At 63.1% G+C, this 19,344-nt stretch carries 14 protein-coding genes; 8 read left to right on the top strand and 6 right to left on the bottom strand.

Annotated features, from left to right (window positions below):
- The first annotated feature begins 7 nt into the window (after positions 1–7).
- Positions 8–3,166, top strand: coding sequence for an efflux RND transporter permease subunit (locus tag V7E26_RS01205; RefSeq protein ID WP_324412599.1), 3,159 nt, complete (start codon positions 8–10; stop codon positions 3,164–3,166).
- Positions 3,167–3,270: 104 nt separating this feature from the next.
- Here V7E26_RS01205 and V7E26_RS01200 read toward each other — a convergent pair whose 3' ends face one another.
- Positions 3,271–4,272 carry an NADP-dependent oxidoreductase gene (locus tag V7E26_RS01200; protein ID WP_324412597.1) on the bottom strand — a complete coding sequence of 334 codons (1,002 nt, stop codon included), beginning with the start codon at positions 4,270–4,272 and terminating at the stop codon, positions 3,271–3,273.
- A 238-nt stretch (positions 4,273–4,510) separates the two neighbouring features.
- Here V7E26_RS01200 and V7E26_RS01195 point away from each other — a divergent pair, with 238 nt between their 5' ends.
- Both V7E26_RS01195 and V7E26_RS01190 read left to right on the top strand, forming a co-directional pair.
- Positions 4,511–5,800, top strand: a complete 1,290-nt coding sequence (locus tag V7E26_RS01195; protein WP_324412595.1) for a dicarboxylate/amino acid:cation symporter — start codon at positions 4,511–4,513, stop codon at positions 5,798–5,800.
- 11 nt (positions 5,801–5,811) lie between these two features.
- Positions 5,812–6,747 carry an amino acid ABC transporter substrate-binding protein gene (locus tag V7E26_RS01190; RefSeq protein ID WP_324412593.1) on the top strand — a complete coding sequence of 312 codons (936 nt, stop codon included), beginning with the start codon at positions 5,812–5,814 and terminating at the stop codon, positions 6,745–6,747.
- A gap of 29 nt (positions 6,748–6,776) precedes the next feature.
- Here the strand turns inward: V7E26_RS01190 and V7E26_RS01185 are convergent, their stop codons facing one another.
- Positions 6,777–8,093 (bottom strand): bifunctional folylpolyglutamate synthase/dihydrofolate synthase, encoded by a 1,317-nt coding sequence (locus V7E26_RS01185; RefSeq protein WP_324412591.1) that lies wholly within the window; start codon positions 8,091–8,093, stop codon positions 6,777–6,779.
- Positions 8,093–9,091: a hypothetical protein gene (locus tag V7E26_RS01180; RefSeq protein WP_324412588.1), complete on the bottom strand. Its 999-nt coding sequence runs from the start codon at positions 9,089–9,091 to the stop codon at positions 8,093–8,095. The genes V7E26_RS01185 and V7E26_RS01180 overlap by 1 nt, the downstream gene beginning before the upstream one ends.
- 289 nt (positions 9,092–9,380) lie before the next feature.
- Between V7E26_RS01180 and V7E26_RS01175 the strand changes: the two genes are divergently transcribed.
- The 4 genes from V7E26_RS01175 (at position 9,381) to V7E26_RS01160 (ending at position 14,447) form a co-directional block, all read left to right on the top strand.
- On the top strand, positions 9,381–10,154 hold the full coding sequence (locus V7E26_RS01175) for a ferredoxin--NADP reductase (RefSeq protein WP_324412586.1): 774 nt from the start codon (positions 9,381–9,383) through the stop codon (positions 10,152–10,154).
- 202 nt (positions 10,155–10,356) lie between these two features.
- The gene (locus V7E26_RS01170) at positions 10,357–11,226 is read left to right on the top strand and encodes a patatin-like phospholipase family protein (protein ID WP_324412584.1); all 870 of its coding nucleotides are present in this window, start codon (positions 10,357–10,359) and stop codon (positions 11,224–11,226) included.
- 189 nt (positions 11,227–11,415) lie between these two features.
- Positions 11,416–13,047 carry an FMN-binding glutamate synthase family protein gene (locus V7E26_RS01165; RefSeq protein WP_324412582.1) on the top strand — a complete coding sequence of 544 codons (1,632 nt, stop codon included), beginning with the start codon at positions 11,416–11,418 and terminating at the stop codon, positions 13,045–13,047.
- A gap of 92 nt (positions 13,048–13,139) precedes the next feature.
- Positions 13,140–14,447 (top strand): hemolysin family protein, encoded by a 1,308-nt coding sequence (locus tag V7E26_RS01160; RefSeq protein WP_324412580.1) that lies wholly within the window; start codon positions 13,140–13,142, stop codon positions 14,445–14,447.
- 18 nt (positions 14,448–14,465) lie between these two features.
- Here the strand turns inward: V7E26_RS01160 and V7E26_RS01155 are convergent, their stop codons facing one another.
- The 3 genes from V7E26_RS01155 to V7E26_RS01145 all read right to left on the bottom strand — a co-directional run bounded on the left by V7E26_RS01155 (position 14,466) and on the right by V7E26_RS01145 (position 18,173).
- Positions 14,466–16,547 (bottom strand): carbohydrate porin, encoded by a 2,082-nt coding sequence (locus tag V7E26_RS01155; protein WP_324412578.1) that lies wholly within the window; start codon positions 16,545–16,547, stop codon positions 14,466–14,468.
- Between the two features lie 407 nt (positions 16,548–16,954).
- On the bottom strand, positions 16,955–17,221 hold the full coding sequence (locus tag V7E26_RS01150) for a hypothetical protein (RefSeq protein ID WP_324412576.1): 267 nt from the start codon (positions 17,219–17,221) through the stop codon (positions 16,955–16,957).
- Between the two features lie 136 nt (positions 17,222–17,357).
- Positions 17,358–18,173 carry a creatininase family protein gene (locus tag V7E26_RS01145; RefSeq protein WP_324412574.1) on the bottom strand — a complete coding sequence of 272 codons (816 nt, stop codon included), beginning with the start codon at positions 18,171–18,173 and terminating at the stop codon, positions 17,358–17,360.
- Positions 18,174–18,318: 145 nt separating this feature from the next.
- Here V7E26_RS01145 and V7E26_RS01140 point away from each other — a divergent pair, with 145 nt between their 5' ends.
- Complete coding sequence (locus V7E26_RS01140) at positions 18,319–19,338, top strand: ABC transporter substrate-binding protein (RefSeq protein ID WP_324412572.1); 1,020 nt, start codon at positions 18,319–18,321, stop codon at positions 19,336–19,338.
- Positions 19,339–19,344 lie beyond the last annotated feature (6 nt).

Raw genomic sequence — 19,344 nt, 5'->3', positions numbered from 1 at the left:
GCCGGGCATGATTTCGAAATTCTTCATCGAGCGTCCGGTTCTTTCCAACGTCATCGCCATCCTGATGATCCTGATCGGCGGCGTCTGCCTGTTCCGCCTCGCCGTCGCGCAATATCCTGATGTGGTGCCGCCGACGGTCCAGGTCACCACTCGCTATCCCGGCGCCAGCGCGAAGACCGTGATCGATACGGTGGCGCTGCCGATCGAGCAGCAGGTCAACGGCGTCGAGGACATGCTCTACATGCAGTCCTATAGCGGCGCCGACGGCTCCTATTCGCTGACGGTCACGTTCAAGATCGGCACCGATCTCAACTTCGCGCAGGTGCTGGTGCAGAACCGGGTCTCGAGCGCGCTGTCGCAGCTTCCGCAATCCGTGCAGAACCAGGGCGTCACGGTTCAGAAGAAATCGACGGCGATCCTGCTGTTCGTGACGCTGACGTCGCCGAAATCGACTTACGACAGCCTGTTCCTGAGCAACTATGCCACCATCAACATTCGTGACGAACTGTCGCGTCTGCCCGGCGTCGGCAATGTCACCGTGTTCGGCGCCGGCCAGTATTCGATGCGGGTCTGGCTCGATCCGACCAAGCTCTATGCGCGCAATTTGATGCCGCAGGACGTGATCTCCGCGATCCAGCAGCAGAGCCAGCAGGTCACCGCGGGTCAGGTCGGCGCGCCGCCGACGCCTGCAGGCCAGGCGTTCCAGTACACGCTGAATGTTCGCGGCCGGCTCGAGGATGTCAAAGAGTTCGAGAACGTGATCGTGAAGACCGGCAACAGCGGCGACGTCACCCGCGTGCGCGACGTCGGCTGGGTCGAACTCGGCGCCCAGACCTACAGCCAGCTGTTTTCGCTGAACAACAAGCCGGCCACCGGCATCGGCGTGTTCCAGTCGCCCGGCGCCAACGCGCTCGAAGTCCAGCAGGCGGTCAAGCAGAAGATGGAGGTGCTGGCGAAGGCGTTCCCGCAGGACGTGGTCTACGACACGCCGTTCGACACCACCAAGTTCGTCTCCGAATCGATCAACGAGGTCTACAAGACGCTGATCGAGGCCGGCCTCCTCGTGCTGGTCGTGATCCTGATCTTCCTGCAGGACTGGCGCGCGATGCTGGTGCCGGCGACCACGGTGCCGGTCACCATCATCGGCGCGTTCGCCGCGATGGCGGCGCTCGGCTTCACCGTCAACATCTCGACCCTGTTCGCGATCGTGCTCGCGATCGGCATCGTGGTCGACGACGCCATCGTCGTGGTCGAAGGCGCGGCGCACAATATCGAGAAGGGCATGTCGGGCCACGACGCCGCGATCAGCGCCATGGACGCGCTGTTCGCGCCGATCATCGGCATCACGCTGGTGTTGATCTCGGTGTTCCTGCCGTCCGCCTTCCTGCCGGGATTGACCGGGCGGATGTATTCGCAGTTCGCGCTGGTGATCGCCGCCACCGCGCTGCTCAGCGCCGTCAACGCGGCAACCCTGAAGCCGACGCAGTGCGCCCTGTGGCTGCGCCGGCCGGCGCCGCCCGAGCAGCGCAACTTCTTCTACCGCGGCTTCAACGCGGCCTATGACCGCCTGGAAGCCTGGTATGGCCGGCTGATCGGCCGCCTGGTTGCGCATGCCAATTTTTCGGTGATCGCCGCGCTGATCCTGATCGCGATCGGCGGCTACGGGCTGTCACGGGTGCCGACCGGCTTCATCCCGATCGAGGATCAGGGGTACCTTCTGGTCGCCGTGCAATTGCCTGACGGGGCGGCGCTGGATCGGACCCAGCAGGTGCTGAACCGGGTCAGCGACATCACCGGCAAGTCGGCGGGCGTCGATCAGGTCATCACCATCGCCGGCATTTCCGCGCTCGACAACTCCTCCAGCCTCGCCAATGCCGGCGTCGCCTATCTGATCCTGAAAGAGTGGAGCGCGCGTGGAAAGGGCGAGGATCTGCGCTCGCTGTTCGTTGGTCTGAACGAAAAGCTGTCCGTGATCGAGGAGGCGCGCATTCTGGTGGTGCCGCCGCCGCCGATCCAGGGCATCGGCAATGCCGCCGGCTTTGCGATGCAGGTGCAACTGCGCGACGGCAACTCGGATTTCAGCAAGCTGCAGGCGATTGCCGGCGCGATGGTGTCGAACGCGGCGACGCAAAGCGCGCTGCAGCGGGTCAGCTCGCCGTTCCGCTCGATGGTGCCGCAGCTCGACGTCGAGGTGGACCGGATCAAGGCCCAGACCATGCATGTGACGACGGACCAGGTGTTCTCGACGCTGTCGTCCTACATGGGGTCGAGCTACGTCAACCAGTTCAACAAGTTCGGCCGCACCTTCCAGGTCTACGCGCAGGGCGACGCGAAATTCCGCCTGACGCCGCGCGACATCGAGAAGCTGACCGTGCGCAACAGCCAGGGCGACATGATCCCGCTCGGCGCTGTGGCGAAGATCACGCCTGCCGTCGGCCCGTCGCTGATCAGCCTGTACAATCTCTATCCGTCGGCCACGATCATCGGCCTGCCGGCGACCGGCTACAGCTCGGGACAGTCGATGGCCCTGATGGAGGAGATCGCCGCCAAGACGCTGCCGCCGGGTGCCGGCTTCGAGTGGACCGCGATGTCGTATCAGGAGAAGGTCGTCGGCGGGCAGATCTACTGGGCGTTCGGCCTCGCTCTGCTGCTGGTCTATCTCGTGCTGGCCGGCCAGTACGAAAGCTGGTACGCGCCGATCTCGGTCATTCTCGCGGTGCCGTTGTCGCTGCTGGGACCGATGGCGGTGCTGACGGGGCTGCGGATCGAGAACAACCTCTATACCCAGATCGGCATCATCCTGTTGATCGCATTGTCGGCCAAGAACGCGATCCTGATCGTCGAGGTGGCGCTGGAACTGCACGTGCGCGACCGCAAGCCGCTGCTGGAATCCGCCGTGGAAGCGGCGCGCGCCCGCTTCCGGCCGATTCTGATGACGTCGTTCGCCTTCATCCTCGGCGTCGTGCCGCTGGTGCTCGCCACCGGCGCCGGCGCCAATGCGCGAAAGTCGATCGGCATCACGGTGTTCTCAGGCATGCTGGCCTCGACCTGTCTCGCCGTGCTGTTCGTGCCGACGTTCTTCGTCGTGGTGCAGCGGTTCGAGAACTGGCTGAAGGAGCGCAAGGCGAAGAAGGCGGTGGCGCCGGTAACTGCGGCGACGCACTAAATCCTAGGGTGGGCAAAGCGCAGCGTGCCCACCATGTCTCCCGACGGGGATAGATGGTGGGCACGTCGCTTGCGCTCCTTTGCCCATCTACGTTCTTGCTCTCGCTACACCTTCACCATGCGTTTGCCGCGGTTCTCGCCGGCGAGCAGGCCGATCAGTGCTTTCGGCGTGTTCTCCAAACCGTCGATCACGTCCTCCTGCACCTTCAATTTGCCCGACGCGACCCAGGACTGGAGATCCTTCAGTGCCGCGGCGCTCTGGTCCATGTAGTCCATCACGATGAAGCCCTGCATGATGAGGCGCTTCACCACGATCAGGCCGGGCACGCCGCGCGGGCCGTGGGCCGACGGCACGCCGTCATATTGCGAGATCGCGCCGCAGCAGGCGATGCGGCCGCGGTTGTTCATCAGCGACAGGCAGGCTTCCAAAATGTCACCGCCGACATTGTCGAAATAGACGTCGATGCCCTTGGGTGCCGCGGCACGGAGTGCCTTGAAGGTCGCGCCGTCCTTGTAATCGACCGCGGCATCGAAGCCGAGTTCGGAGGTCAGCCACTGGCACTTGTCCTTGCCGCCGGCGATGCCGATCACGTTGCAGCCCTTGATCTTCGCGATCTGGCCGACGATCGATCCGACCGAGCCGGCGGCCGCCGATACCACCACTGTCTCGCCTTCCTTCGGCTTGCCGACATGCAGCAGGCCGAAATAGGCGGTGAGGCCGGCGATGCCGTAGACGCTGAGCAGATGCGTCATCGGCTCCATCCTGGGCATCCTGGTGAGATGTTTGGCCGGTACGGCGGCGTAATCCTGCCAGCCGGTATCGCCGAACACGATATCGCCAGACGCGAGCCCTGGAGCCTTCGAGGCAACGACCTCCGCGATGCTCCCGCCCGCCATCACCGTGTTGGCCTCGACGGCGGCGCGGTAGGTCGCGCCGTGCATCCAGGCGCGGTTGGCGGCGTCGAGCGAGATATAGCGCGTGCGCACCAGCGCCTCGCCATCCTTCGGCTCGGGCACAGCGCCGTTGACCAGCTTGAAGTGCTCCGGACCAAGTTTTCCGGTCGGCTTCTCCACCAGCAGGACCTGGCGATTGACGGTGTCGCTCATGATGTTTCTCTCCCTCGATGCGATCGTTGCCTTGGCGATCGTTGTTGTGGCATTTGCAATGCCATTGACTGCACATGAAGCGATCAACTGCACAGATTGTGCGCTGCAGAGACGCTAGTCGGCGTGCGCGACTTTCACAACCGGAACATTCTGGCAAGCGTACAAAACGTCGCAAGCTTGTTGCGTCCACATTCAAATCTGCCAGACTTGCGACCGTCGTAAATGACGGGGGTCGGCAATGTCCAACAGGTTTACGCAATATATCCTGATCGCGATGGCGCTTGGCATTGTGATGGGGTCGGTGGTTTTCAACTACATGCCCGATGACCGCGTGCAGATCGCGTCGTCAGTCAATCTCGTCGCCATGCTGTTCCTGCGCCTGATCAAGATGATCATCGCGCCCCTGGTGTTCGCCACTCTCGTCGGCGGCATCGCGCATATGGGTTCCGGCGCGAAGCTCGGCCGTGTATTCGCGAAGACCATGGGCTGGTTCGTCAGCGCCTCCTTTGTCTCCCTGCTGCTCGGCCTCGTGATGGTCAATTTGCTGCAGCCCGGCGCCAACTTCCCCGGCACGCTGCCCGACAAGGCGCAGTCCACCGGACTGCCGGTCTCGGCGTTCTCGATCGAGAAATTCCTCACCCACCTGATCCCGACCTCGATCGCCGATGCGATGGCGCAGAACGAGATCCTGCAGATCGTGGTGTTCGCCGTGTTCTTCGCGGTGGCGCTCGGGGCGCTACCGGAGCGGGCCAAGCCGATGCTGGCGCTGATCGACGATCTCGCCCATATCATGCTGAAGGTGACCGGCTATGTGATGCTGTTCGCGCCGATCGCGGTGTGGGCGGCGATCATGGCCACCGTGTCGAAGAACGGCCTTGGCGTGCTGTGGAAGCTGATCGTGTTCATGGGCGGCTTCTATCTGTCGCTGATGATCCTGTGGGCCATCCTGATCATAGTCGGCTTCGTCGTGCTCGGGCCGCGGTACAGCCATCTGTTGCGGTTAATTCGCGAGCCGCTGATGATCGCGTTCTCGACCGCATCGTCGGAGGCGGCCTATCCCAAGACGCTGGAGGGCCTCAATCGCTTCGGGGCGTCGTCGCGGATTTCGGCCTTCGTGCTGCCGCTCGGCTACTCCTTCAACCTCGATGGCACGATGATGTACTGCACCTTCGCAGCCGTCTTCATCGCGCAGACCTATCACATCGAAATGTCGCTCGGCACCCAGCTTGCCATGCTGGCGACGCTGATGATCACCTCCAAGGGGGTCGCCGGCGTGCCGCGCGCCTCGCTGGTGGTGATCGCCTCGACGCTGAGCCAGTTCGGGATTCCCGAGGCCGGCCTGTTGATGATCATGGGTATCGACACCTTCCTCGACATGGGACGCAGCGCCACCAACGTGATCGGCAATTCGCTGGCGACCGCCGTGGTGGCGAAATGGGAGGGCGAGTTGAAGGCGGAACACGAGTTGGGGCCGGACGACATCGTTCCCGACGATGCCGTTCCGGGTGACCCGGTGCCGGCCCATTGAGGGAGAGGTGCATGGATCGCTCCCCGGGGAGGATAAGGCGGTCAATCGGCGCAACGTGCCTGTTGCTGGCGGCCTGCCTGCTGGCGCCGGCGGCGTCGGCCCAGACCGCCAGCGAAGGGCTCAGCCCCACGCTCGCCAACATCAAGCGGACGCATGCCGTGCGTCTCGGCTATCGCGAAAGCTCGCCGCCGTTCTCGTTCCTGGATCAAGCCAATCGGCCAATCGGCTACAGCCTCGAACTGTGTGAGGCCATCGTCGAGGAGATCGGCGTCGAGGTCGACGACCCCGACCTCAGGATCGAATACGTCAAGGTCACTTCCGACGACCGCATAGCGGCGGTGACCGGGAACAAGATCGATCTCGAATGCGGCTCGACCACGGCCAATGCCGAGCGTTCGAAGGTGGTGGCGTTCTCGCCCCTGATGTTCGTCGCCGGCACCAAGCTGATGGTGCCGAGATCCTCCACCATCTCCGCGCCCACGGACCTGAAAGGCAAGGCCGTGGTGGTAACGAAGGGCACCACCAACGAGCAGGCGATGCACGCGGTAGACAAGAAGTTCTCGCTCGGCCTCAACATCGTGACGTCGCCCGATCACGAGCAATCCTACCAGATGCTGGTGGATGGCAAGGTCGATGCTTTCGCGACCGACGACATCCTGCTTTACGGCCTGATCGCCCGGCACAAGACGCAGGACAAGTTCAAGGTGACGGGAGAATATCTGTCCTACGATCCCTACGGCATCATGTTCCGCAAGGGCGAGCCGCAGCTGAAAGCCGTGGTCGATCGCACCTTCCGCAAGCTCGGCTCGGGCCGCGACCTGATCCCGCTCTACAATAAATGGTTCGTGGCGCGGCTGCCGACCGGTGAGCGGCTGGGCGTGTCGATCTCGCCGCAGCTCGAGGAGGCGTTCAAGGTGCTCGACGATACGCAGGGGGCGAGTAATTAGAAGCTCCCTGACAATGACGGAGGGAGCGGCTAGAAAAAACTCAAATCCTCCGCGCGGCCGCCCGTTGCGACCGTCGCGTATTCGATCGCCAGGAACAGGCCACCGGCCACATAGATTTTCCGTCCGCTCGCCTTCGCGAGATCTTGCGAGAGTCGCACCGCATCCTCGATCGATGCGGCGAGACGGATGTCCGCTTCGGGGTTGGCACGGCGTGCCGCGGCGGCGATTGCGGTCGCATCAGCGCCCCTGTGACGGGCCGTCGCGCAGACGATCGTATCGAAGGAAGGCGCCAGTGCGCCGACGATCTCGTCCGCCTTCTTGTCGTTGCTTACACCGGTCACGAGCACCCAGCCATCAGCGCCATGGATTGCCATGAGGCCTGCGAGCGCCTGCCGGATGCCGTCAGGGGTGTGGCCGACATCGATCACCGTGAGCGGGTCCTGCCTGATGATTTCAAGGCGGCCGGGCCAGCGTACGTTGCGGAGGCCGGTCCGTATCGCGCCCTCGATCCGGGCGGATGCGGCCTGCGGTCGTTCGCGTTGCAGCCAGAGCAAAAATAGTGTGATCGCGATGGCGGCGTTGTTGAGCTGAAAGCTGCCGGGCAGGTTGAGTGCGACGCTTCGATACCGGTGACCAGCGAATTCGTAATCGAGCTGTTGCGCCGATGCGGAGCGGATCGCATTGCCGATACTTATCTCGTTGCCAACGAACAGCGACGTGCGTCCGGGTGCGCGATTGAATTCGACGAGATGCGGCCGCAGCGATCGGCAGTTCTCGCCATAGATGACCGTGCCGCCGGCGGCGCAGGCGTCGCTCTTGTCCGAGGCGATCAGCTCAAGTGATTCTCCGAGCAGTGCGACATGCTCGTAATCGACTGACGTGACACAGCTCGCGTGCGCGCCGACCAGGCGCACCGGATCGTAGCGACCGCCGATGCCGGCCTCGAACACGACAAAATCGCACTGGCTTTCCTGGAAGTGCATGCAGGCCAGCGCAAACAGCGCTTCGAACGCACCGAACCTCTCGCCTCGGCGTTTCGAGATGTCGGCGATGGCGGTTTCGACCATTCTCTTGAGCCGGGCCAAGCTGCCGTCATCGATCTCGATGCCGTCAATCTGAATCCGCTCGTTGAAGCGAAACAGGTGAGGGGAGGTGAACAGGCCGGTGCGGAGGCCATGGGCGCGGCCGATGGCGGCGCACATCGCGGCCGTGCTGCCCTTGCCGTTCGATCCGGTCACGACCACCGAGATGCGCTGCAGCCGATCGCGGTCGATCGAAAGTAGCGTCAACAGCTCGGCCAGCCGCGCGAGACAGATGCCGTCGCCATATTTCGGCAGGTCGAACATTACAGCAGGCCCATCGCGGAGAAGGTGTGATGCCAGATCTTCAGGATCCGGTCCGCGCGACCGGAATCTTCCAGGAGGCGTATCGACGGGTTGGAATTGACCTCGATGATTTCGATCGCAGCCGGATCGCCGCCGATGCCGACAAACATGTCGATGGCCGCGACGCGAAGCCCGAGCGCGCGGCTAGCCTGGCGCGCCAGGATGACCGCCTTTTCGGATGGCGCTTCCGCCAGCACCATCGTGCCGCCTGCGCTCAGGTTCATGCGTCCGGGAATTTCGCGGCCCTGGCCAATTGCCGGGACGGCGTCGAGCGAAGCGTCGTTGGCCGGCAGCGCGGCCGGCGAGAGACCACGGCTGCGCAGGGTGTCGTTGTGCGCGGCGAGCAATTGACGAAGGCTGTGCACGCCATCGCCGATGACACATGGCGGAAATTTTCGCGCGCAATAGAGCGGCGCGTCGTCGAGCAGGAAGACGCGATACTCGATCCCTTCGACGATCGGCTGGATCAGGACGGCGTCGTAGTATTTCATCACCTCGTCGAGATAGCGAATGAGCGCCGGCCCGCCGTGCACCGCTTGCGCGAAATCGCCGCGCGATCCCGTCAGCGGCTTGACGAAGGCCGATCCGCCCAATGCCTTGAAATAGTCGATTGCATCGTTGCGCTCGTGTCCCGCCGGGCGATGCGCGCGATGCCGTTCGGAAAGAAAGAAATACTCGCCGCCGAGCACTGGAACGCCAGCCTCGTGCAGAATCCGGCTCGCAAAATATTTGTCTGACGCCAGCGTCGACGCCGTCGCGCTGTTCTGCGGATACCAGGAGCAACGGCCCGCGCCGAAATGGACGATCCGATCGTGCGAGGCGACGCCGAACAGCAATCCGGACCCGCCGTCGAGGTCGTGAAACTTGAGCCCCAATTCGGCGCAGGCGAATTCCGCATAGACCGCCTGGTCCGGATAAAACCCCGGTTTTCCCGTTCGAAACTCGACAGGGCTTCGCATGCGATCTCTTTTGAAACGTTCTTAATTTGCCGTAGCAATTTATTGCCAGATCGGCGCCGAATTGAGCAAGTTAATTACACGTATCGACCTTAACGAAGCTGATCGAACCTTTTTGCAAAATGGAACGACAGCCATTCCGAGTTATGGATTGTGCTGTAGGTCATATTGACTATGTACGTGCCGTGCGCAAATGACGCGCCAAATCGCCGATGATTTCGCTGATTTTCGGCACCTTCAGGCCTGAAGACCGAAACGTTCTACACCGAGACGTCAGGAAAAACGAAAACAAATGAGCGCGTTCTACAAAGAGAAGGTTCTTTCCGTTCGCCACTGGACCGATACGCTTTTCAGCTTCCGTGCCACCCGCGATTCAGGTTTCCGCTTCCAGAATGGTCAGTTTGCGATGATCGGCCTCGAGATCGAGGACAGGCCGCTGCTGCGCGCCTACAGCATGGCCAGCGCCAATCACGAGGAGGAACTCGAGTTCTTCTCGATCAAGGTGCCGAATGGTCCATTGACCTCCAAGCTGCAGAAGATCCGCGAGGGTGACGAAATCCTGGTCGGCCGCAAGGCGACCGGAACGCTGATCACCGACAATCTGATCCCGGGCAATCGCCTGCTGCTGCTGTCGACCGGCACCGGGCTTGCGCCGTTCGCGAGCCTGATCAAGGACCCCGACGTCTATGATCGCTACGAGACGATCGTGCTCGTGCACGGTTGCCGCCAGGTTTCCGAACTCGCCTATGGCGAGGACCTCGTCGCCAAGCTGCGCGACGACGAGTTGTTCGGGCCGCTGCTGTCGGAGAAGCTGTTGTACTATCCGACGGTGACGCGCGAGCCGTTCCGCAATCGCGGCCGCATCACCGACCTGATCTCGTCCGAGCAACTGTTCAACGATATCCACCAGGCGCCGCTCGACATCGAGACCGACCGTGTCATGATGTGCGGCAGTCCGGCGATGCTGGAAGAGCTGAAGCAGATGTTCGAATCCGGCGGCTTCATCGAAGGCAGCGGCAACACGCCCGGCCATTTCGTGATCGAGAAGGCGTTCGTCGAGCGCTGACGTACTTGTAGCCCGGATGGAGCGGAAGCGAAATCCGGGACTGCTTGTTGCTCCCGATAGTGGCCCCGGATTGCGCTCCGCTCCATCCGGGCTACGGTCATATCGGGGACGCTCCCAGTAGCCCATCCCATCCTCCCATTGCTATAACCACTCCAGACCGCCGCGCGGCCGCTGCCGACGCGACGATTGAGGGAGCGGGTGCGTGCCGGTGCGTGAGATCGGTTCGAGGAAGACCGCGTTCGTGCTGGCGGGCGGCGGCAGCTTCGGCGCCATCCAGGTCGGCATGCTGCATTCGCTGGCCGCGCACGGCGTCACCGCCGACATGGTGGTCGGCAGCAGTGTCGGCGCGTTGAACGGCGCATTCTTCGCCGGCGATCCCACGCTGGATGGCGTCCGGCGGCTCGGCGCCATCTGGCGCGGGCTGCGGCGGCACGACGTCTTCCCGGTCGACTGGCGGACAGTGCTGAGCTTCCTGTGGCACCGCGATTTTCTGATTCCTCACGACGGCATCCGCAAGCTGATCGACGACCACATTCCCTATCGCAACCTCGAGGAAGCAAGGTTGCCGGTGCACATCGTCGCGACCAATATCATCAACGGCGACAGCGTGGTGTTGTCGGACGGTTCGGCCGCGGAAGCGATCGTTGCATCCACCGCGATCCCCGGTGCATTCTCGCCGATCCGCTACAGGAATTATTATCTCGCCGACGGCGCGATCTCCTCCAACACGCCGATCCAGGTCGCCGTGAACATGGGGGCGACACGGCTGATCATTCTGCCGACCGGGCATGCCTGTGCGAACCAGGACCCGCCGGTGGGCGCGGTCGCCAACGCGCTGCACGCGCTGACGCTGCTGATTGCGCGGCAATTGGTCATCGAGCTGGAAACGCTGGGACCCGATATCGAATATTTCGTGGTGCCGCCGCTATGCCCGCTGGTAGGCTCACCCTACGATTTCTCGCGAACCGCCGACCATATCGACCGCGCCATTCTCTCGACCGACGCCTGGCTGGCCGAGCACCACCTGCGGCAGGGCAAGATCCCGCACGAGATGCGGTTGCACAGCCACTGATTTGGCGGCCGCCGGCGGTTAGTTTGCACTGCAAAAGGCCGCAGACTTGCTCGGCCAGCCGAGGCGGAAGATTTTATTCAAGCCGCCGTCACGTTCCCGTGTATCGCTCCGTATATCCGTGTAGCGCTTGCTCCGGCGGTTGGACTAAGCTGGGCGCCGGCGACGCTACAATTCCGGCTGAGGCATTCCATGGACACACTGCTGCTTCCGTTCTCGCCACGCTACATCGTGCTGACGGTCTGCGCCGTGGTGACGGCGTTGCTGGTCGGTATCGGAATTTTCGACCATAACCACAAGATATGGGAAGTGCTGCTGGTGCCGATCGCGATCTTCGGCGCGCTCACGCTGCTCGGCATTCGCGACCTCTTGCAAAAGAACCATGCGGTCCTGCGCAACTATCCGATTTCGGCGCATATCCGCTTCCTGCTCGAAGAGATCAGGCCGGAGATGCGGCAATACTTCTTCGAGAGCGAGAAGGATGGCATGCCGTTCTCGCGCGACACCCGTGCTCTGGTCTACCAGCGCGCCAAGATGCAGCTCGACAAGCGGCCGTTCGGCACCCAGGAAGACGTCTATCGCGAGGGGTACGAATGGATGCATCATTCGGTAGCGCCGAAGTCTCGAGGCAGCGCGGAATTCCGCGTCACCATCGGCGGCCCCGATTGCACAAAACCGTACTCGGCATCGGTCTTCAACATTTCGGCAATGAGTTTTGGCGCGCTCAGCCCCAACGCCGTGCGCGCGCTGAACATCGGAGCCAGGAAGGGCGGCTTCGCGCATGACACCGGCGAGGGCGGCGTCAGTCCCTATCATCGCGAAAACGGCGGCGACCTGATCTGGGAAGTCGGCTCCGGCTACTTCGGCTGCCGCAATCGCGATGGTTCGTTCAATCCGGAGGAATTCGCCCGCGTCGCCGCCGACGACCAGATCAAGATGGTCGAGCTCAAGATCAGCCAGGGCGCCAAGCCCGGACATGGCGGCGTGCTGCCGGCCGCCAAGGTGTCCGAGGAGATCTCCAAGATCAGGGGTATTGCGATGGGCGAGGACTGCATCTCGCCAGCCTATCATCGCGCCTTCTCGACGCCGCTGCAGATGATGGCGTTCATCGGCGAAATGCGCCGCCTTTCCGGCGGCAAACCGGCCGGGTTCAAGTTGTGCATCGGCCATCCCTGGGAATTCCTGGGGATCTGCAAGGCGATGCTGGAGACCGGCATCTATCCCGATTTCATCGTCGTCGACGGCAATGAGGGCGGCACCGGTGCGGCTCCGCTGGAGTTCATGGACCATCTGGGCATGCCGATGCGCGAGGGTGTGAATTTCGTCCACAACGCGCTGATTGGCATCAACGCGCGCGACCGCATCAAGATCGGCGCCGCCGGCAAGGTCGCGACCGCCTTCGACATGGCGCGCGCGATGGCAATCGGGGCCGACTGGTGCAATTCCGCGCGCGGCTTCATGTTCGCGCTGGGTTGCATCCAGTCCCTGAGCTGCCACACCGATCGCTGTCCGACCGGCGTGACCACGCAGGATCCTACCCGCGCCCGCGCGCTGGTGGTGCCGCTCAAGACCGAGCGGGTCTACATGTACCATCATGCCACCCTGCACGCGCTGTCCGAACTCCTCGCCGCGGCCGGCCTTGACCACCCGCAGCAACTGCGGCCAATCCACTTCTCGAAGCGAACGTCGAGCACCGAGGTCATGTCATTCGCGAAACTCTATCCGTCGCTGCGTCCCGGCGAACTGATCGAGGGCACCCAGGATCCACGCTTCCGCGATGCCTGGGCGATGGCACGCGCGGATTCGTTCCAGCCTGCGGCATAAAGTCTTGCGGCCTCCGCAAACTCTGTTGAGCCGTGGCGGCGGCGACTTTCTGATAAGGTCGTAGGACAAGTGAAGCGGAACCTGCAGGAATAATGGTCTATTTCGAGCTCGGGATCGTGACGGTCCTGATCATAACCAACGGCTTGCTCTCGATGTCGGAGCTGGCCATCGTCTCCTCGCGGCCGGCGCGATTGGCGGCGCTGGCGGAAAGGAACGTCAAGGGCTCCCGCCGCGCGCTCGCGCTGGCATCCGATCCCGGAAAATTTCTCTCCACCGTGCAGATCGGCATCACGCTGATCGGCGTGCTGTCGGGCGCGCTTTCCGGCGCCACGCTCGGCCAGCGCCTGACCGGTGTGCTGGTCGAGGCCGGATTGTCGCAAGGCATGGCCGATGCGATCGGTGTCGGCAGCGTGGTGGCTGTCATCACCTACGCCTCGCTCATCATCGGCGAACTGGTGCCGAAGCAGATCGCGTTGCGCGATCCGGAATCGGTCGCGGTGCGGGTTGCGCCCTACATGATGATGTTGTCCAAGATCTCGCTGCCGGCGGTCTGGCTGCTGGATCGGTCCGGCAAGGCGCTGCTGTGGCTGCTCGGCCATCGCGGCGAGGCGAGCGAAAAAGTCAGCGAGGACGAAATCCGCACGCTGGTCGTCGAAGCGGAGAACGCCGGCGTGCTCGAGCCCGGCGAAAAGGAAATGATCGCGGGCGTCATGCGGCTCGGCGACCTTCCCGTCGGCGCCGTGATGACGCCGCGCCGCGAGGTGAGCATGATCAACCTGACCGACGACCAGCAGGCGATCCGATCGGCGCTGGCTGCGAGCGGCCATTCGAGCCTTGTGGTGTTCGATCAGGCGGCCGATGCCGCGGTCGGAATCGTCAAGGCCAAGGACATGCTGGATTGCCTGCTCGCCGGGCAGGCGCTCGATGTCGGCAAACTGGTCCTATCAGCCCCGGTCATTCCGGAATTTCTCGATGCGCGGGACGTCGTCGCCATCCTGCGCGACTCCGCCGTCCATATGGGCCTGGTCCATGACGAGTACGGCGGGTTTCAGGGTGTCGTGACCAGCGCCGACATTCTGGAATCGATCGTCGGCGGCTTTCACACCGAGGAGGGGCCGCCGGAAGCGGCGTCCGTCAGGCGCGACGACGGCTCCTATCTGATCTCGGGATGGATGCCCGCCGTCGAATTTGCATCGCTGCTCAGGTTCGAATTGCCGGCGCATCGCCAGTACCAGACCGTTGCAGGCTTCCTGCTCAGCAAATTCGGCCGCATACCCAAGGTCGGCGATCAGATCGCGGTGGACGGCTGGCGCTTCGAAGTCGTCGATCTCGACGGCCGCCGGATCGACAAGATTCTCGCCTCGAAGACCAGTGACGCCCCGGTTCCGCAAGCAATGTGACGCGTCGCATGGCGTTGCTCAGAATTCTCCGTGCAGCCGCCCTGAGAAAATGTGCACGGGGCCGCGGTCGGCGTTGTAGGCGGGATTGGTGACGTACTGATAATCCGCCGTCAGCGTGACCTGCCTGGTGAGGGCGTAGGCGTAATAGGTCTCGAGGATGCGCTCCTTGCGGTAATTGAGCTGGCCGTCGCCGATCAGCGGTCCGAGTCCGCCGGCGGCGAGGAAGTCGCGGTGGTCGCGCGAGATCGAGTTGAGCGCGCCGGCAATGCCGATGGTGTCGTCGGGCCTGCCCCATGCGGCGCCCTTGATCGAGGTGCCGAGCGAGAGCGAGGCGTCGATGTCGGTGAACGCCATGATCTCGGTCTTGCCGTTGTTCCAACTCCAGCGGCCGAACAGGCCGATATCATCGGTGATCGACTGTTCGACGTTGAACACGTATCCGTACTTGGCGCGGCCGGTGCGGGTCAGCGCGATGTCCATGTTGAGCGAGGGATCGTTCAGCGTCTCGCGATAGCTGCCGGAATAGGCGCTGCTCACCCAGCCGATGGTGCGCAACTTGCCTGGACGGGAAAAGATCTGATAGCGCGTCTCCAGTTCGGCGACATACTGGCCGCGGCGGAACACCTGGGTATCGAAATTGTTCGAATTGGAAACCGCGCCCACCAGGAAATAGCCGGCGCGCAACGCCCATTGCTTCTGGTTCAGTTCGGCGGTGAAGCCATAGGTCAGCCCGAGCTTGTCGGCGGCGTAGTCGAAGGCGCCGGGCGCCCAGATCGACCAGTTCATGAAGTCGCGCCGTCCATCCTTGGCGTAGGAATTGCCGTCAAAGACGTCGCCGACGGAAAACTTGCCGGCCTGCAGCGTCAAGCGGTTGACGTCGACCTTGCCCGCCAGCTGCTGCTGCGCGCTGGCCAACTCCTCCTGTTCGCCGCCAAATCCGAAGGTCTGGCGCACATAGAGGCGCGAGGTGTTGTAGTGCGGGTAGGGGAAGTTCGATTTCTGCGCCTCGCCATTGGGAAATCCGGCGACGCCAACGGTGTCGCTGAGACCGAAACCCTGCAGCAGTTCGGGGTTGTAGTAGACCTCGCCGCCTTCCCACAGCCTTGCGTTCAAATAGAGGCTGTTGCTCCAGGTGGCCTGCGCCTGTCGCGCCGGCGTCAGGCTGTTGGTGCCGGTATAGGGCGCGCGGAAGGCCGGGTAGCCCTGTCCCACGTAGGTTGACTGCCCGTGGATTTCCCACCGATCGGATTCCGGGTCGGTCAGGTCGGCCTTCGGAGACCAGTCCTTCGATCCCGGCCAGTCGACCTTGCGGTTGAGGCCAATACGGATCTGCTGGAAATCGAGCGTTGAATTGTAGTGCGCGCCCGACGGAAAGCGGACGTCGGCCTTGGCGAACTGGGCATAGAGATATTCGAGACGCACGCTCCAGTGCGGTGCAAATGCGTATTCCAATCCAGCGCCCGCGGCCCAGCCCGGACGGACGCCGATGTGCTTTTCTTCGACCTCGATACCGGCCGGCGTATTGAGGAAGCGTCCGCCGGAATAGGCGAAGCCGCCGGTGGCGTAGGCCAGCCACGGACCGTTGGTGTAGCCGATGCGGCCGCGCACGGTGCCAAAATAGTCCCAGCGCTCCTCGAGATCGGAGGCGCCCGTCTGGAACTTGGCGACGACATGATTGGACGGCAGATAATTCGGAAAGGTCAGATCGGCTTCGACGCCGAACAAGAGGTCGGAGGAGAGCCGATGATTATATCCGCCCTGCACGCCGCCGATCAGGCCGCTGACGACGCTGTTGGTCGTGGCGATAGCCGGGTCGGCCAGCGTCGCGAACGACGAGCCGCGGCCATAACCGGTATGGCCGCCGATGTAGAAACCGCTCCAGTCGAACGCTGGCCGCAGGTAAGGCGCCTTTAGCGGCAGGTCGGCCGCGACGGCCGGACTGCCGAGCGCCAGCGCACCGAACGCGACGCCGGCCAGCGCATGTTCCAGGGATCGGCGGTTGCGGCTCACAGGGCTGGTCTTCCCGTCGCGACGCATGCCGTCGCCAGCCGCCATCACCGCTGATTCGAACGCCCGCCGCCACCCAACAAATACAGTCATCAACCCGCGCCCCCGAATTCCCGCGTCCTTCCCCGGCCAGCGCCAGGCCGGGAACCGCCCTTTACCTCTCGATCCTTATTGCAAGTAATTCGCAATAGCAAGAAGGAGCAGGCCGCTTCGATTCGTTGGCACCTTTACGTGACGGGACTGCAACAACAGCCCACAGGGCTCCGTTCGGACAGATCGCCGACAGGCGTTCGGGGACACGGTGGACCGGGCCGCAGATGCGAGGGCCGATCGGTGCAAAAAGGTTGACCCGCCCGGGGGGACTAGCGGGCGGGTCGCGTCGGCACGGGGGTGGATGAGGCGCCCGTGCTGGACGCAGATCCACGAGAAGCGCTTTCACGTCTGAAGTGGTTCGCTCGGAGAAAGACGCTTCTCAAACGCAACCAAGTCAGCCGCAGAAATCAGTAACCGCAGGTACGAACGCGGCCGATGTAATTGCCGTAGGCGTCGAACTGGCGGACCCAACCGCAGCGGCGATAGCCGTCATAGTAGTAACCGTCATTGCCGGCGGCGATGGCGCTGCCGACGATCGCGGCGCCGACGAGGCCGGCGCCAACGCCCCAGCCCCAACCGATGGGCTTGGCCTGCGCCTGGGTGGCGGAAGCGACCGTGCCGGTGACGGCAAGGGTAGCGAGAGCGAGAGCGGCGAACTTGGTCTTGAAGGACATTTCAATCTCCATCCTGTGGTGAGCGGCCATTGTGGTCCGCATGCCCAGTTGGACGGAGCGCCATGAAAAACGGTTCGAAACGATACCTGGAAATACGGTTTCGCCGATTATTTCCTAGCAATTACATATAGTTATATCATCGCTTCGGCGCGCGATGAAACATTTCGACGTCGAATGTGTCGACGTCCTCGAGCAATTCGCAGAACGCGCGCGCGCCGTGATCGATTAACCATTCGCCCTTCTCCGCGGTGGCCTGTGTGGCGTCTCCCACCGCGCCGCTTTCGTGGAGGTCCTGCGTCTGCCACGCGAACGGGACCGGCCGGTGCGACGAGAGCCAGCGGAATTTCTGCTCCATCGCAATGCTGGCGGGACGAAAATCGGCGATCGCTTCCTTGCGCACGGTGTGCGGATAGCGCGCCAGCATGATCGATGTCTCGATCGCGCCGCCGTGAATGCCGTGACGCAATTCTTCCGCGGAGAACAATCCATCAGGCGCGCCGAAGCGCGACCAGTTCGTGGTGACGACGAGCAGCTTGCGATGCGCGCGGAGATCCTGCGCGACCAGCGACATCGCCGCGCTGTTGCCGCCATGGCTCGTCACGATCACGAGCTTGCGGATTCCCGCATCCGCGACGCTCTCGCCGATCGCCATCCATTCCTTCAACGCGATTTCGGTCGGCAGCGTCCTGGTGCCGGGATAATCGATATGCTCGGTGGAGATGCCGACCGGTTGCAGCGGCAGAAAGGTGACGGGCAGTGTAGCGGGCAACAGCTCGCGCACCCGCGCCAGATAGGCCTCGCCGATCAGGACGTCGGTTTCCAGCGGCAGATGCGGGCCATGCTGCTCGGTCGCGGCGAGCGGCAGCACCGCGATCCAGCGCGCGGCATCGGCCTTGGCGATATCGGGCCAGTTTATGTCGGTCCAGTCGCGGGGCGGAACGGTTGAAGCCATCGAGCGAAACGTTTCTTTGGATGATTTTGCAGGCTAGTTTGTTAGATAGTCCGGGGATTGGTCCGCCCCCTGGGGCGAACCGCAGGGGACGCAGTCACAGTCCGCACCTCCCATCATGGGCCAGAACGATCGACGGAGTCCAATTATGAACCCGGCCTTTTTGCCGCGAGCGTTAACCGCAGGCCTTCTGGCGCTGGCTGCCGCGCTGGTGCCGGCCCGCGCCGAAACCCTCGACAAGGTATCGTTCGGAACCAACTGGGTCGCGGAGGCCGAGCATGGCGGTTTCTTCCAGGCGGTCGCCGACGGCACCTACAACAAATACGGCCTCGACGTCACCATCGTTCCCGGCGGTCCCAATACCAACAACCGCATCCTGCTGACCGCCGGCAAGCTCGATTTCTTCATGAGCGCGAATACGCTGCAATCGTTCGATGCCGTCGCCAACAACGTGCCGCTGGTCGCGGTATCCGCGATCTTCCAGAAGGACCCGCAGGTCTTGCTGACCCATCCCGAAAGCAAGATCGCCAGGCTCGAGGATCTCAAGCCGCTGACGCTGTTCGTCTCCAAGGAAGGCGTCGCGAGCTATTTCCAGTGGTTGAAATCCGAATACGGATTCAGCGAGAGCAAGGTGAAGCCCTACACCTTCAATCCGCAGCCCTTCATCGTCAACAAGCAGAGCGCCATGCAGGGCTACGTCACCTCCGAGCCCTACGCCGTCGAGAAGGCGGCGGGCTTCAAGCCCGGCGTGATCCTGCTCGCCGATCACGGCTTCAATGCCTATTCGACGCTGATCGAGACGCGCCGCGAGATCGTCGACAAGAAGCCGGACCTCGTGCAGCGCTTCGTCGATGCCTCCGCGATCGGCTGGTACAATTATATCTACGGCGACAATTCGGCCGGCAATGCCTTGATCAAGAAGATGAACCCGGAGATGACCGACGAACTGCTCGGCTATTCCGTCGCCAAGATGAAGGAATACGGCATCGTCGATTCCGGCGACACAATCCGCGACGGCATCGGCGCGATGACCGACGCGCGCGTGGCGAGCTTCTTCGACAAGATGGTGCGGGCCGGCGTGGTTCGCCGCGATATCGATTATCGCCAGGCCTATACGCTGCGCTTCGTCAACAAGGGCGTCGGTCTCGATCTGCGGCCGAAGAACTGACCTGGA

Origin of the sequence: Bradyrhizobium sp., from assembly GCF_036735945.1 — a bacterium.
Classification (GTDB): Bacteria; Pseudomonadota; Alphaproteobacteria; order Rhizobiales; family Xanthobacteraceae; genus Bradyrhizobium.
This window is presented reverse-complemented; position numbering and strand designations above follow the sequence as displayed.